Consider the following 13,700-nt stretch of genomic DNA (forward strand, 5'->3'; position numbering starts at 1 on the left):
CGATAATGGTTGGGAGGGAATGCTTCTCGAGCTGCGATTGGGTCCTCCCGGGCACGGCGGGTTCTGCGTGGCGCGGCACGAGGGGCGGGTGGTGTTCGTGCGGCACGGGCTGCCGGGGGAGTTGGTGCGGGCGCGGGTGACCGAGGATCGCGGCAAGTCGTTCTGCCGTGCCGAGGCGGTGGAGGTGCTGGAGGCGTCGCCGGACCGGGTACCGGCGACCTGTCCGGTGTCCGGGCCCGGCGGGGCGGGGTGCTGCGACTTCTCCTTCGCCACGCCCGAGGCCCAGCGCGCGCTGAAGGCCGCCGTGGTGACCGAGCAGCTGCGGCGGCTGGCCGAGTGGGAGACCAAGGTCACGGTCGAACCGATCCCGTTGGGTGACAACGGGAATTCGGAGACCGGGGGCTGGCGGACGCGTATTCGGCTGGTGGTCGACGACGAGGGTCGTGCCGGGATGCACCGCTATCGCAGCAGCGACGTGATCACGGATCTGCGCTGCCCACAACCGATGGCGGGAGCCCTGGACGGGATCGCCGACAGCCGGTGGACGCCGGGAGCCGAACTCGTGATCGCCGTCGACGACGACGGATTGCGGCACATCGTGGAGTTGGCACCGCCGAAATCGGGACGGCGATCCGGCGGCGATCGGCGCAGTACCACCGCGCGGCGCGCCGCCACGCACGGTCCCCGTCCCGAGCGGGTGATCGAAGGCAGCGGTCGCGCAGTGCAATACGTGGCAGGCCGCCGCTGGGAGGTCTCGGCGACCGGATTCTGGCAGCCGCATCGCGGTGCGGCCCAGTGGTATTCGGATGTCGTCGCCGACTGGGCCGACGCGTCCCCGGGCGCACTGGCGTGGGATCTCTACAGCGGCGCAGGCGTTTTCGCGGCCCGTCTGGCCGAGCAGGTCGGCCCGGAGGGCAGCGTGCTGGGCGTCGAATCCTCGCGTTCCGCGGTCGCCGACGGCACCGCCGCCCTGCGCGACCTCCCTCAGGCCGAACTCCGAGCCCACCGCGTCGAACGCTGGCTCGACGACCGGATCCTCTCCGCCCCACCCCAAGTCGTGGTCCTCGACCCACCCCGCGCAGGCGCAGGCAAGGACGTCATCACCGCCCTCACCGCCCCCCTCCCGGCCCGCATCGTCCACATCGGCTGCGACCCCGCCGCTTTCGCCCGCGACCTCGGCCTCTACCGCAGCGCGGGCTACACCCCCACCCACCTCCGCGCCTTCGACGCCTTCCCGGCCACCCACCACGTCGAATGCCTGGCACTCCTCGAACCCACCCCCTGACCCCGCCGCCCGGCCTGGCGGCCGGGCGGCGGGGATGCGAGTAGACCGGTCTCACGCATAGCGGGTAGACCGGTCTCACGTATGTCGATACAGGTCGGCCGGGGTTCTTCACCATTCCCGACGGGGCTAGTCCAACTGCCAAGTCACTCGGAGGGTGGTGGAGAGCTCGGATTCGCCGTATTCGAGGGGGATGGGGGAGGCGCTGGCTTCGGCCGACATGAATTGGACCGCGCGGGTGGGGATGGGTGGGGTGGTCGGGGCGGTGTTTTCGGTGATCTCCAGGACCTGGCCGAGGGTGCGGCCGGCGCGGGCGGCGTACTGGTCGGCCTTGGCGCGGGCGTTGTCCCAGGCGGCGTCGCGGGCGCGGGTCAGCAGGGCCTCCTGGTCGGCGAAGGTGAGGTTCAGCCCGCCCAGGCGCACGTCGTCGCCGCCCGCGTCGACGGCATGGCCGATGATCGTCGCCGGATCCGGCGTGTCTTGGGCCTCGACGCGCAGCGACACCGTCAGCGAGGTGCTCGCGACATAACCGGTGATGCGGGAGCCACCGCCCTCGACCCAGGTGGTCTCGGTGTGCACCGACAGGCCGCTGGTGGCGATATCGGCCGATCGGACGCCGTCGGCCCGCAGCTTCGCCGTGACCGCGGTGGTGCGCTCGGCGGCGTTGTGGTAGGCCAGAGCCACTGTGCTGGCGCGGGTTTCGATGGAAATCGACACCTCCATGCGGTCGGGTGTGGCGGCGGCGGTGCCGTGCCCGAAGGTGGTCACCGTCGCGGTGGTGCGGGACTGGTCGGCGGTCACAGGGATCCCTTCTGTCTCCGAGAGTGGCTGCGGCACAGCGCACCGCCCACACTATCGGCGCGCGGATATGCCGAGGCTCACATATCGGACGGATGTCGCGAGTAGCTTGCCGTTCCCGTCCTCGGGACTCGACACGGCTCCGTAGACTGTCCCAAACAGACGAGCCATCCAGAGGAGCGATAGCGGTGGGAGTTCTTTCCCGGGTCGATACGCCCGAGGACCTGCGGCGGCTGACGGTACCGGAACTGCACGAGCTGGCGGAGGAGATCCGCGAGTTCCTGGTCCGCAAGGTCGCGGTGACGGGCGGTCATCTGGGACCGAACCTCGGTGTGGTGGAGCTGACGATCGCCCTGCACCGCACCTTCGATTCGCCCGCGGATCCGATCGTCTTCGACACCGGTCACCAGGCCTACGTGCACAAGATCCTGACCGGCCGCAAGGACGGCTTCGACCGGCTGCGCAAACAGGGCGGCCTGTCCGGCTATCCCAGCCGCGCCGAGAGCGCCCACGACTGGGTGGAGTCCTCGCACGCCTCCGCGTCGCTGTCCTATGCCGACGGCCTGGCCAAGGCGTTCGCGCTGACCAAACAGCGCCGCCACGTGGTGGCTGTGGTCGGTGACGGCGCGCTGACCGGCGGTATGTGCTGGGAGGCGCTGAACAATATCGCCGCCGGGCCGGACCGCTCGCTGATCATCGTGGTCAACGACAACGGGCGCTCGTATTCGCCCACCATCGGCGGGCTGGCCGACCGGCTGACCGCGCTGCGGATGCAGCCCGCCTACGAGCAGGCACTGGATGTGACCAAACGGTTCGTTCAGGGCATCCCGCACGTCGGCGGCTCGGCCTACTCGATGCTGCACGCGCTCAAGGCCGGGATCAAGGATGCCGTCGCGCCGCAGGAGCTGTTCAGCGATCTGGGCCTGAAATACGTCGGCCCGGTCGACGGCCACGACATCGTCGCCCTGGAGGCGGCGCTGCGCCGGGCCAAGGATTTCGGCGGGCCCGTCATCGTGCACGCCGTGACCCAGAAGGGCCGCGGCTATCAGCCGGCCGAGGATCACGAGGCCGATCAGATGCATTCGATCGGGGTGATCGACCCCGAGACCGGCGAGCCGATGGGCGGCAGCGCGGTCGGCTGGACGTCGGTGTTCTCCGACGAACTCATCCGCCAGGCCGAGCAGCGCGACGATATCGTCGCGCTCACCGCGGCCATGCCCGGGCCGACGGGGCTGACCCCGTTCGGCGAGCGGTTCCCGCATCGCATGTTCGACGTCGGCATCGCCGAGCAGCACGCCATGACCTCGGCCGCGGGTCTGGCCCTGGGCGGTCTGCACCCGGTGGTGGCCATCTACTCCACCTTTCTCAACCGCGCCTTCGACCAGCTGCTGATGGATGTGGCGCTGCTGAAGCTGCCGGTCACCCTGGTGCTGGATCGCGCCGGTATCACCGGTGACGACGGCGCCAGCCACAATGGCATGTGGGATATGTCGGTGCTGGGCATCGTGCCCGGCATCCGGGTCGCCGCCCCGCGCGATGCCGCCACGCTGCGGGAGGAATTGGCCGAGGCCTTGGCCGTGCACGACGGCCCGACCGCCCTGCGGTTCCCGAAAGGCGCTGTCGCCGAGGAGCTTTCGGCCGTGGAGCGGCTGGACGGCGTGGACGTGCTGCGCATGCCCGAGGGCGGCGCGGCGCAGACGGTGCGCGGCGATGTGTTGCTGGTGGCGGTCGGCCCATTCGCGCAGACGGCGGTGCGAGCCGCCGACCTCCTTGCGGCGGAAGGTATTTCGGTGACCGTGGTGGACCCGCGCTGGGTGCTGCCGGTCTCGGACACCCTCGTCAAACTGGCCGAGAACTATCGCCTGGTGGTGACCGTCGAGGACGGTGGCCTGCACGGCGGCGTCGGCTGCACGGTCTCGGCGAAGTTGCGCGCCGCCGGACTGGACGTGCCGACCCGCGATATCGGTGTGCCGCAACGGTTCCTGGATCACGCCTCGCGGGCGCAGATCCACCAGGAACTGGGTTTGACACCGGCCGCCATCGCCCGCCGCGTCACCGGATGGCTTGCCGGTAACGCCTGAACGGCGGCGGTTCTTCTGTCCGTTTTCTGAACGGCGGCGGTTCTATCCATTTTCTAACCGTTCTCGAACGGTCTCCCAGCACTGGGCCCATACCGTCGACGGCGTTCGACAAGCCGGACGGAAATCGTCCCCGAGCGCAGGAGATATGCCCATGCCGTTGTACACCCTTCGCCGCCTCGTCGTCGCCGGAATCGCCGGAGGCGCCGCCACCGTGGCTCTGGCATTGCCGGCCGTGGCAGGGGCGCAGGTCCCGTTATCGTCCGGGTCGGCCTCGTCCGGGTCCGGGTCGTCGGGGCCGGACGTCGCGGGCCCGGTGATCGTCTCGCCGGACGGTCCGGGCGCGGGGCCCGCGATCGTCTCGCCGGGCGGCCCGGGGCGGGGTCCGGTGATCGTGTCGCCGGGCGGCCCGGGGCCCGGTCCCGTGATCGTGGACCGTGACGGGCCCGGTCACTGCTATACCGTGCCCTCCGATCGCGGCCAGATGATCACCTGCACCCGGCCGTAACAAGCGCCGCCCGTGGCTATCGTCGGAACCGTGAACAGTCGAGTACTGGTGGTGGACGACGACACCAGGGTGCTGACGTCGGTGGCGCGGGGGCTGCGGTTGTCGGGTTTCGAGGTCGACACCGCGGCCGACGGCGCCACCGCGCTGGCATGCATCGCCGCGAGCACCCCCGCGGCGATGGTGCTGGACCTGAACATGCCGCACCTGGACGGCGTCCAGGTCGTCACCGCCCTGCGGGCGTTGGGTAACGAGATCCCGATCTGCGTGCTCAGCGCCCGCTCGGAGGTGACCGACCGGATCGGTGCTCTCGAGGCGGGCGCGGACGACTACCTGACAAAGCCGTTCGACCTGGGTGAGCTGGCGGCCCGGCTGCGCGCCCTGCTGCGCCGGGTGCCCGCGCCCGCGGTCGATCCCGGCCGCACGGTCGTCGGGCCGCTGACCGTGCTGCCCGGCGCCCGCCGCGCCTACGTCGACGATCGGCCGCTGGATCTCACCAAGCGCGAATTCGATCTGCTGGCGGCGCTGGCCGCCGCGCCCGGGCAGGTGTTCAGTCGCGCACAACTCCTGGATCGTGTGTGGGGTTACGACTTCCGCACCCAGACGAAGGTGGTGGATGTCTTCGTGGCCTATCTGCGCCGCAAGATCGAGGCAAGCGGCTGCCCGCGACTGGTGCACACCGTCCGCGGCGTCGGCTTCGTCCTGCGGGTGGAACCGTGAGGCGGCCGCTGTCGCTGCGCGCCCGAGTCGCCGTCGCCGGCGCCGCCACCGCGGCCCTCGTCGTCGTGGCGATGAGCGCGGTGTTCTTCGCCCTGGCCCCCTCCGGCACCGAACAGCAGGTCGATTCGACGGTGCGCGCGCTGCGCATCACCAGAGCCGCCTCCGGCGAGGCGGATCCCGCCCGGAGCCCGACCGCACCGACACCCCCTGCTTCCCTCGGGGTCGGTGGCGCGTCCGCTCCGGGCGGGCCGGGGGTGCCTTCGCCGGGGGAGGCGGCCGCTCCGGGCGGGCCGGTGCTCGGAACGCAGGGCGCGCATGGTGCGGGCGCTCCCGGGTCCGGTGCGGGGGTTTCGGGGCCGCGGATATTTCTGTCCGACGGGGGACCCGGTTCCGGACCGCCGGAACCGTTCCTGTCGTGGGATCTGCCCGCGAAGATCGGGAAGGGGGACACCATGCTGGTGGCTGCCGCGGTGCCGAAGCAGGCGGTGGCGGATACTGTTGCGGCGCAAAGGAATCGCATCGTTGCGGTGGGTGCGGGGGCAATCGTGGTGGCCGCCGCGCTGGGGTGGTTGTTCGCACATCGTGCGGTGCTGCCGCTTCGGCGGTTGACCACGGCCACCAAGGGGGTGGGGACGCGGCTGTCGCTGGAGGTGCCGCCGACGAAGGGAACCACCGAAACCGCCGAACTGACCGCGGCGATGAATCAGATGCTCGAGCGCATCGCCGACGAACGCCGCCATACCGCCGACGCACTGGCCGCCGCACGGGACTTCGCGGCCACCTCGGCGCACGAACTGCGGACGCCACTCACCTCCATGCGCACCGATCTGCAGGTGCTGCGCACAATGGAGGTGTCCGAACGCGAACGCCTCGACATTCTCGACGATGTGCTGACGACTCAGCAGTCGGTGGAGGACACCCTGGCGGCGCTCGAACGGCTGGCACTGGGCGAATTGACCACCGAGGACGATTTCGACGAGGTCGACCTGGACGAACTGATCGATCAGGTCGTCGAGGACGCGGGCGGGAACCACCCGGAGGTGACGGTCACCTCCACCGTCGCCGAGCCGCTGCCCATCCAGGGACTGGCGGCGGGTCTGCGGAGCATCCTCGACAATGCGGTGACCAACTCGGTGCGCCACGGCCGAGCCACCCGCGTGGACGTCGCCGCTCGGAGGATCGACGGCGACATGGTCGAACTGACCGTGGACGACAACGGATCCGGCGTACCGCCCGGCGACCGAGAGCGAGTGTTCGAACGGTTCGCCCGCGGTGCCACCGGCGCCGCGGGTAGCGGCCTCGGCCTCGCCCTCGTCGCGCAGCAGGCCCGATTACACGGCGGCGCGGTGCGATTGGACGATAGCCCGCTCGGCGGCGCCCGGCTGCGGGTCACTCTCCGCGCGCACCCCGACCGGCCCGCCGCGGAAACATCCACCGCGCTGGACACTTCGCGTAGATTCTGAAACAGGTTACAGTTTCAGGTATCGCCGGTAGGAGTCCGCATGTCGTTCGTGCTCGTCGAAAAGCCGCGTCCGCAGGTCGCATTGGTCACCCTGAACCGGCCGGAGCGGATGAACGCGATGGCCTTCGACGTCATGGTCCCGCTGCGCGAGACGCTGGAGGCGGTGGCCGCCGACAACGATGTGCGGGTGGTGGTGCTCACCGGGGCGGGGCACGGCTTCTGCTCCGGCGCGGACCTGCAGGGGGCGGGGAAGGTGCCCAATATCGGCGGCCTCACCCGCACCAGCATCGCCCGGCGCTCGATGGATCTGCTCAACGACGTCATGGTCGCGCTGCGCCGGATGCATCAGCCGGTGATCGCCGCGGTCAACGGTGCCGCGATCGGCGGCGGATTCTGTCTGAGCATGGTGACCGATATCCGCATCGCCTCCGAGGACGCCTACTTCCGCGCGGCCGGTATCAACAACGGCCTGACGTCGGCCGAACTAGGGATCAGCTACCTGCTGCCGCGGGCCATCGGCGCGTCGCGGGCGTTCGAGATCATGCTGTCGGGCCGTGACGTCGATGCCGCCGAGGCCGAACGCATCGGCCTGGTCTCGCGCACGGTCCCGGCCGACAAACTCCTGGACACCTGCTACGACCTGGCCGAGCGCATCATCGGCTACAGCCGGGTCGGCACGGAACTGACCAAGCGGATGCTGTGGAGCGGGCTCGAGGCCGGTGCCTTCGAATCGCATATGCAGCACGAGGGCATGTCGCAGCTGTATGTGCGGTTGACGACGGAGAATTTCGACGAGGCCATCCGTGCGCGCCGTGACCGGCGCCCGCCGATCTACGAGGACTGACTCCCGAACAACGCCGTCACCAGACGCGGTACGGCCAGCTCGCGTTGCCAGGCCCGCGCGCCGCCCGCGATCAGAAACTCGTCGATCGCGCGCTCCGGATCCTCCGGCACGGTGCCCGAACGAAACTCGGGCAGCCCGTCCCAGCACAACCGGCGCAGCAGATCGGGGGTGAGCAGATTCTCCACCGGCACCAGGTATTCGGCCGACAGTTCCGCCATGGCGGCGCGGGCTGCGGTGAGGCGGGCCGCCGCCTCGGGATCGCGGCGCTCCCAGCGGTTCACCGGCGGCGGACCGTCATAGGGCTGACTGAGCGTCGGCAGCTCCGAATCCGACAGGGAGCGAGCGCGTTCCACCGCGGCGAGCCACTCCCGGGAATAGCGGCGCTGCCGCGGCCCGCCGAATATCGGCAGCGCGCGAAGCTGTGCGACCGACTTCGGATCCGCCTCGGCGGCGGCGATGATCGCCGAATCCGGCAGGATCCGGGCCGGTGCCACATCCCGGGAGCGGGCCAATTGGTCGCGCGCGGTCCACAATTCGCGCACGATGGCGAGCTGACGGGGGCGGCGCAGGGTATGGATGCCGGAGGTGCGCCGCCACCGGTCGGCCTTCGGCGGTGTCGGTTCGGTGCGGCGCACATGCTCGAATTCCTGTGCCGCCCACTCGGATTTGCCCTGATCGTCGAGGATGGCGGCCACCGCGTCGCGCAGTTCCAGCAGCAACTCCACATCCAGCGCGGCATAGTTGAGCCACTCGGCGGGCAGCGGCCGCGTCGACCAGTCGGCGGCGCCGTGGCCCTTGCGCAGCTCGCGGCCCAGCAGCTTCTCCACCATCGCCGCCAGACCCACCCGTTCGAGACCGGCCAGCCGCCCACCCAGTTCGGTGTCGAACAGCCGCGCCGGACGCAGCCCCAGCTCCGCCAGACCGGGTAGATCCTGATCGGCCGAGTGCAGCACCCACTCCAGCTCGTTGATCGCCTGCGCCAGCGGCGTCAGCGCACCGTCGACCGGGATCGGATCGATGAGGAAGGTTCCGGAGCCTTTGCGCCGCAACTGGATCAGGTATGCGCGGTTGGAATAGCGGAAACCCGAGGCGCGCTCGGCGTCCACGGCCAGGGGGCCGGTGCCGGCCGCCAGCCGGGCTGCGGCGTCGGCGATGTCCGCCGCGGCGTCCAGCACGGGTGGCACGCCGTCGGCGGGTGCCAGCAGTGGGGCAGCGGTGGCATTCCCTCCAACCCCACCCGGGAAATTATCGGACTCGTCGGGCATAGCCCAGAACTTTACGTGGCGGTCAGAACCGGTCGTCGGCAATCTGCGGACGCGGCCGCAAATGGGTGATGCCGGCGGGCGGCAAACCCGCCGCATAGGCCAGTACTTCGCAGAAGGCTTCCACGTGGGGTCCGAGCCGGGTCGAGCCCACCGTCCACGAGGCCCGTAGCTCCAGCTGATAGGCGCGCGGCGGTCCGGCGATGTCGCCGTAACGGACCGAGCTGGTGGATGTGACCGTGCCACCCAACGCGGTGAACGGTTCCGCCCGCGATTCCAGCGCATCCACCAGCCAGCTCCACGCCACCTCCGGGAGCAGCGGATCGCCGGCCAGTGCGGCGTCGATATCGGCCTGGATGTAGGCGACCAACCGGAACACGCCGTGCCACGCCTCATGCCCGTTGGGGTCGTGTAACAGGATCAGCCGCCCGAAGGCGTCGCCCTCCGAATCCACCGGAATCACGTTCGTGTCCGGATGTTTGACCTCGGCCCCGATGGCGTATGAATAGGGTGCCAGGCGTTGCGGCGGCCGGATCGGTGCGAGCTCGATCCGGGGGTGCACGGATGCGGTGCCCATCGCATCGACCGCGGCGCGAAACTGGGCTGGTTCGCTGTCGGGGCCCGGGGTCGGTGCGGCGCCGTCGCGGAAGTCGAGCGGTGTCACGCCTGTGAACCTAGACCTGAACCGGTCGGCGCGGTCGGAGGCGCGCCGCTGGCGGCGCATACGATAGCGGGGATGATTACACCAACTCGCCGCCGGTTGTCCGACGCGCCGTTCCTTGCCGCCGCCACCGGCGGCACCCCGAGCCGGCGCCCCGTGTGGTTCATGCGGCAGGCCGGGCGGTCGCTGCCCGAGTACCGGGAGCTGCGGGCCGGGGTCGGCATGCTGGAGTCCTGTTTCGATCCGGAGCTGGTGTGCGAGATCACCCTGCAGCCGATCCGGCGCCACCGCGTGGATGCCGCGATCCTGTTCTCCGACATCGTGGTTCCGCTGAAGGCGGCCGGGATCGACCTCGACATCGTGGCCGGGGTCGGGCCGGTGGTGGCGCAGCCGGTGCGCAGCGCCGCGGATGTGCGGGCCGTGCCGCGGTTGCGGCGCGAGGAGGTGGGCGCGGTCACCGAGGGTGTGCGGCTGCTGGTGGACGAGCTCGGTGACACTCCGCTGATCGGATTCGCCGGGGCGCCTTTCACTCTCGCCTCGTACCTGGTGGAGGGCGGGCCGAGCCGCCATCACGAGCGCACCAAGGCGATGATGCTCGCCGATCCGGACACCTGGCACGAGCTGCTGGGCGTGCTCACCGACATCACGATCGAATTCCTGCGCGCCCAGCTGGCCGCCGGTGTGGACGCGGTGCAGCTGTTCGATTCGTGGGCCGGGGCGTTGCCGCTGGCGCAGTACCGGGAGTTCGTGCTGCCGCATTCGGAGCGGGTGTTCGCCGAGATCGCCGACGCGGGCGTGCCGCGCATCCATTTCGGCGTCGGCACCGGTGAGCTGCTGGGTGCCATGGGTGAGGCGGGCGCCGATGTGGTCGGCGTCGACTGGCGGGTGCCGCTGACCGAGGCGGTCCGGCGCGTGGGCGCCGGAAAGGCGTTGCAGGGCAACCTGGATCCGGCGGTCCTGTTCGCCGGCGCCGAGGTGATCGAGCGCGAGGTCCGCCGCATCGCCCACGAGGCCGACGAGGCCCTGGCACTGGGCGCCACCGGACACATCTTCAACCTCGGCCACGGTGTACTTCCCGACACCGACCCAGGCGTGATCACCGCCACCGTCGAGCTGATCCACAGTCTGTCCTCACCCCTGTGATCGATGCCCCGCCGAACCACCGCCGGGGAACCGGTACCTTGCACAACAGCGGCGTCCCGTCGGCGGTATACCGCACCGTGCGCGAACCGGTGATCGGGGTATGGGCGGGTGTATGGCGCCCACTGTGACAAGGAGAGGTCGATGCGTATCGCGGTGGTGGGAGCCGGAATCAGCGGGCTGGTCGCGGCATATCGCTTGCGAATGGCCTTGGGGGACGACCTCGAGCTGACGCTGGTGGAGCAGGGCGAGCGGGTCGGTGGGATTCTGTACACCGGTGAGCTCGCGGGGGATCCGGTGGATCTGGGCGCCGAGGCGTTCGTGGGGCGACGGCCCGAGATCCCTACGCTGCTGCGGGAATTGGGGATCGAGGACCAGTTGGTGTATCCGGCCGGGCGTCGGCCGCTGATCTGGTCGGATGGGACGGCTCATCCGCTGCCGGAGCGGACGCTGATGGGCATTCCGGCCGGGCCGGATGCGGTGGCCGGGCTGGTGGACGAGGCGACGCTGGTACAGATCGCGGACGAACCGAATCGGCCGCTGCGATGGACCCGCGGCGGGGATGTCTCGGTGGCGGAGCTGGTGGCCGACCGGTTCGGCGAACAGGTCGTGCGGCGCAGCGTCGATCCGCTGCTCGGCGGCGTCTATGCGGGACTGGCGGGCACGATCGGCATCCGAGCGGCACTGCCGACCCTGGTCGCGGCCCTCGACGCGGGGGCGGCGAATCTGACACAGGCGGTCCGCGAGGCGCTGCCACCGCCGTCGACCGCGCCGGTGTTCGGCGGTATCCGCGACGGCTACCGGGTGCTGCTCGACGCGCTGCTCACGGCCGCCCAGCCGAAGCTGGAAACCGGTACGTCCGCAACGGGGCTGGAGCGCACCGCGCACGGCTGGCGGCTGGATCCGGTCGGAGACGTCGACGCCGTGGTTCTCGCGACCCCGGCGCCGATCACGGCGCACCTGCTGCACGAGGTCGCGCCCGACGCGGCACGTGCTGCCGGGCAGATCGAGCTGTCGTCCTCGGCGGTGGTGGCACTGGCGCTGCCCGCCGATACCCCGCTGCCCGACAATTCCGGTGTCCTCGTCGCCACCGGAGAGCCCCTGCGCGCCAAGGCGTTCACGCTGTCCAGCCGCAAATGGACCCATCTGGCCGAGCGCGAGGTCGCACTCGTGCGCGCCTCGTTCGGCCGCTTCGGCGACGACACCCCGCTGTCCTGGTCGGATGCGGAGTTGATCACCGCCGCCACCGAGGACCTGTCGACGGTCACGGGCCTGACGATCACCCCGTTGGAAGCGGTCACCCAGCGCTGGCGCGGCGGCCTGCCGCAATACACCCCCGGCCACACCGACCGCGTCGCAACGATCGAAGCCGCAATCGCCGACCTGCCCGGCCTCGCCGTCGCCGGTGCCTACCTGCACGGCGTCGGCGTCCCCGCCTGCGCCGCCTCCGGAACCGCCGCCGCCCGCCGCATCCTCGAGACGCCGCCCCGCTGATCGCCCGGCACCGGCGCGGTCGGTGAGGATCGTGCGCGACGGGTGCGGCTTGCGGCGCAGAAGGTTCGCGAGCAGAGCGAGGATCGTCGATGTCATGCCCGCAGCGTGGCAGCGGCCACCGACAACCGAAGCTATCCGCACCCCTTCCGTACAAACGCACCCGTTGTTGTCGGCATGTCGTCGGTGTGTCGCACGCAACGGGTGCGACTGCGCACGACGAGAAAAGCGGGTGGCACGATAGGCATATGGCGCGACTCGACTACCAGGCCCTCAACTCCACCATCCGCTACCTGATGTTCTCGGTGTTCCAGGTGCAGCCCGGCGTGCTGGGTGAGGACCGGGAAGCGGCGATCAAGGAGGCGCGGGAGTTCTTCGACTCGCTCGCCGACCGTGGGGTCGTGCTGCGTGGCCTGTACGACGTGGCCGGGATGCGCGCGGACGCCGACTTCATGATCTGGTCGCACGCCGAGCGGATCGAGGATCTGCAGGCCGCCTACGCCGACTTCCGCCGCACCACCGAACTGGGCCGAGCCAGCGCCCCGGTGTGGAGCAATGCCGCCATCCACCGCCCGGCCGAGTTCAACAAGAGCCACATCCCGGCGTTCCTGGCCGGTGAGGAGCCCGGCAAGTACATCTGCGTGTACCCGTTCGTGCGCTCCTACGAGTGGTACCTGCTGCCCGACGAGCAGCGCCGCAAGATGCTGGCCGACCACGGCAAGCAAGCCCGCGGCTATCCGGATGTGCGGGCAAACACCGTCGCCTCGTTCGCCCTCGGCGACTACGAGTGGATCCTCGCCTTCGAGGCCCCGGAACTGCACCGCATCGTCGACCTCATGCGCGATCTGCGCGCGACCGAGGCCCGCCTGCACGTGCGCGAGGAGGTGCCGTTCTTCACCGGCCCCCGCGTCGATGTGGACCAGCTGATCAACGCCCTGCCCTGACCGAACCCCCGGCCATCCCGGGGCATGCACGTCGCGGACGGGCACGCGTACCGTGTGCCCGTCTCAGCGGGTTGTGTTGTCCGAGGGGTTCAGTCGCAACGCGATCGAGTTGATGCAATAGCGCTTGTCGGTCGGGGTCGGATAGCCCTCGCCCTCGAAGACATGGCCGAGATGGCTGTGGCAGTTCGCGCACAGCACCTCCACGCGCCGCATGCCGAGCGAATCGTCCGACCGCAGGATCACCGCATCGGAGTCCGCGGGATCGAAGAACGACGGCCACCCGCAGTGCGAATGGAATTTCTCGGTGCTGCGGAACAGCTCGGCGCCGCAGGCCCGGCACGCGTAGACGCCCTCGGTCTCGGTATCGGTGTATTCGCCGGTGAACGCCCGTTCGGTGCCGGCCTCGCGCAGAACCGCGTACTCCTGCGGGCTCAGCCGCGCCCGCCATTCCTGCGGCGTGAGCTGAATCTTCGGCGCGGGCAGCGAGGTGTCGGGGTCGGAACTCATAAGCCG

13 protein-coding genes are annotated in these 13,700 nt (G+C 70.3%); 9 read left to right on the forward strand and 4 right to left on the reverse strand.

Annotated elements, in window-relative coordinates:
• Window positions 1-19: 19 nt before the first annotated feature.
• Complete coding sequence (locus IU452_RS14575; RefSeq protein WP_195109668.1) at window positions 20-1,285, forward strand: class I SAM-dependent RNA methyltransferase; 1,266 nt, start codon at window positions 20-22, stop codon at window positions 1,283-1,285.
• Window positions 1,286-1,411: 126 nt separating this feature from the next.
• On the opposite strand, the gene IU452_RS14580 is transcribed toward IU452_RS14575, so the two are convergent.
• Window positions 1,412-2,083 carry an SIMPL domain-containing protein gene (locus IU452_RS14580; RefSeq protein ID WP_324192613.1) on the reverse strand — a complete coding sequence of 224 codons (672 nt, stop codon included), beginning with the start codon at window positions 2,081-2,083 and terminating at the stop codon, window positions 1,412-1,414.
• A gap of 185 nt (window positions 2,084-2,268) precedes the next feature.
• Here IU452_RS14580 and dxs point away from each other — a divergent pair, with 185 nt between their 5' ends.
• The 5 genes from dxs to IU452_RS14605 all read left to right on the forward strand — a co-directional run bounded on the left by dxs (window position 2,269) and on the right by IU452_RS14605 (window position 7,689).
• Window positions 2,269-4,161, forward strand: coding sequence for a 1-deoxy-D-xylulose-5-phosphate synthase (gene dxs, locus IU452_RS14585; RefSeq protein ID WP_195109513.1), 1,893 nt, complete (start codon window positions 2,269-2,271; stop codon window positions 4,159-4,161).
• Between the two features lie 151 nt (window positions 4,162-4,312).
• Window positions 4,313-4,666 (forward strand): hypothetical protein, encoded by a 354-nt coding sequence (locus IU452_RS14590; protein ID WP_195109514.1) that lies wholly within the window; start codon window positions 4,313-4,315, stop codon window positions 4,664-4,666.
• Window positions 4,667-4,678: 12 nt separating this feature from the next.
• Window positions 4,679-5,383: a response regulator transcription factor gene (locus IU452_RS14595; protein WP_416382317.1), complete on the forward strand. Its 705-nt coding sequence runs from the start codon at window positions 4,679-4,681 to the stop codon at window positions 5,381-5,383.
• The gene (locus IU452_RS14600) at window positions 5,380-6,846 is read left to right on the forward strand and encodes a HAMP domain-containing sensor histidine kinase (protein WP_195109516.1); all 1,467 of its coding nucleotides are present in this window, start codon (window positions 5,380-5,382) and stop codon (window positions 6,844-6,846) included. Before IU452_RS14595 ends, IU452_RS14600 begins: the two co-directional genes overlap by 4 nt.
• Window positions 6,847-6,885: 39 nt before the next feature.
• Window positions 6,886-7,689, forward strand: coding sequence for an enoyl-CoA hydratase (locus IU452_RS14605; protein WP_195109517.1), 804 nt, complete (start codon window positions 6,886-6,888; stop codon window positions 7,687-7,689).
• Here IU452_RS14605 and IU452_RS14610 read toward each other — a convergent pair.
• Both IU452_RS14610 and IU452_RS14615 read right to left on the reverse strand, forming a co-directional pair.
• Window positions 7,677-8,954: a ribonuclease D gene (locus tag IU452_RS14610; protein WP_195109518.1), complete on the reverse strand. Its 1,278-nt coding sequence runs from the start codon at window positions 8,952-8,954 to the stop codon at window positions 7,677-7,679. The two genes, IU452_RS14605 and IU452_RS14610, sit on opposite strands and share 13 nt — an antisense overlap.
• A gap of 22 nt (window positions 8,955-8,976) precedes the next feature.
• Window positions 8,977-9,615 (reverse strand): DUF3000 domain-containing protein, encoded by a 639-nt coding sequence (locus IU452_RS14615; protein ID WP_324192614.1) that lies wholly within the window; start codon window positions 9,613-9,615, stop codon window positions 8,977-8,979.
• A 72-nt stretch (window positions 9,616-9,687) separates the two neighbouring features.
• On the opposite strand from IU452_RS14615, the gene hemE reads away from it, so the two are divergent.
• From hemE to hemQ, 3 genes are all read left to right on the forward strand, one after another.
• On the forward strand, window positions 9,688-10,755 hold the full coding sequence (gene hemE, locus IU452_RS14620; RefSeq protein WP_195109520.1) for a uroporphyrinogen decarboxylase: 1,068 nt from the start codon (window positions 9,688-9,690) through the stop codon (window positions 10,753-10,755).
• Window positions 10,756-10,896: 141 nt separating this feature from the next.
• Window positions 10,897-12,246, forward strand: coding sequence for a protoporphyrinogen oxidase (locus IU452_RS14625; RefSeq protein WP_195109521.1), 1,350 nt, complete (start codon window positions 10,897-10,899; stop codon window positions 12,244-12,246).
• A 245-nt stretch (window positions 12,247-12,491) separates the two neighbouring features.
• Window positions 12,492-13,187, forward strand: coding sequence for a hydrogen peroxide-dependent heme synthase (hemQ, locus tag IU452_RS14630; protein WP_195109522.1), 696 nt, complete (start codon window positions 12,492-12,494; stop codon window positions 13,185-13,187).
• A gap of 63 nt (window positions 13,188-13,250) precedes the next feature.
• Here hemQ and msrB read toward each other — a convergent pair whose 3' ends face one another.
• Window positions 13,251-13,694 carry a peptide-methionine (R)-S-oxide reductase MsrB gene (gene msrB, locus IU452_RS14635; RefSeq protein ID WP_195109523.1) on the reverse strand — a complete coding sequence of 148 codons (444 nt, stop codon included), beginning with the start codon at window positions 13,692-13,694 and terminating at the stop codon, window positions 13,251-13,253.
• Window positions 13,695-13,700: the final 6 nt, after the last annotated feature.

Origin of the sequence: Nocardia transvalensis, assembly GCF_015477765.1 — a bacterium.
In the GTDB taxonomy this organism is placed as follows: domain Bacteria; phylum Actinomycetota; class Actinomycetes; order Mycobacteriales; family Mycobacteriaceae; genus Nocardia; species Nocardia transvalensis_A.

Excerpts from the sequence above, each read along its gene's own strand:
- IU452_RS14575 (WP_195109668.1), top strand. The coding sequence starts at position 20 with ATGCTTCTCGAGCTGCGATTGGGTCCTCCCGGGCACGGCGGGTTCTGC.
- IU452_RS14590 (WP_195109514.1), top strand. The coding sequence starts at position 4,313 with ATGCCGTTGTACACCCTTCGCCGCCTCGTCGTCGCCGGAATCGCCGGA.
- IU452_RS14605 (WP_195109517.1), top strand. The coding sequence starts at position 6,886 with ATGTCGTTCGTGCTCGTCGAAAAGCCGCGTCCGCAGGTCGCATTGGTC.
- IU452_RS14610 (WP_195109518.1), bottom strand. The coding sequence starts at position 8,954 with ATGCCCGACGAGTCCGATAATTTCCCGGGTGGGGTTGGAGGGAATGCC.
- hemE (WP_195109520.1), top strand. The coding sequence starts at position 9,688 with ATGATTACACCAACTCGCCGCCGGTTGTCCGACGCGCCGTTCCTTGCC.
- IU452_RS14625 (WP_195109521.1), top strand. The coding sequence starts at position 10,897 with ATGCGTATCGCGGTGGTGGGAGCCGGAATCAGCGGGCTGGTCGCGGCA.
- hemQ (WP_195109522.1), top strand. The coding sequence starts at position 12,492 with ATGGCGCGACTCGACTACCAGGCCCTCAACTCCACCATCCGCTACCTG.
- msrB (WP_195109523.1), bottom strand. The coding sequence starts at position 13,694 with ATGAGTTCCGACCCCGACACCTCGCTGCCCGCGCCGAAGATTCAGCTC.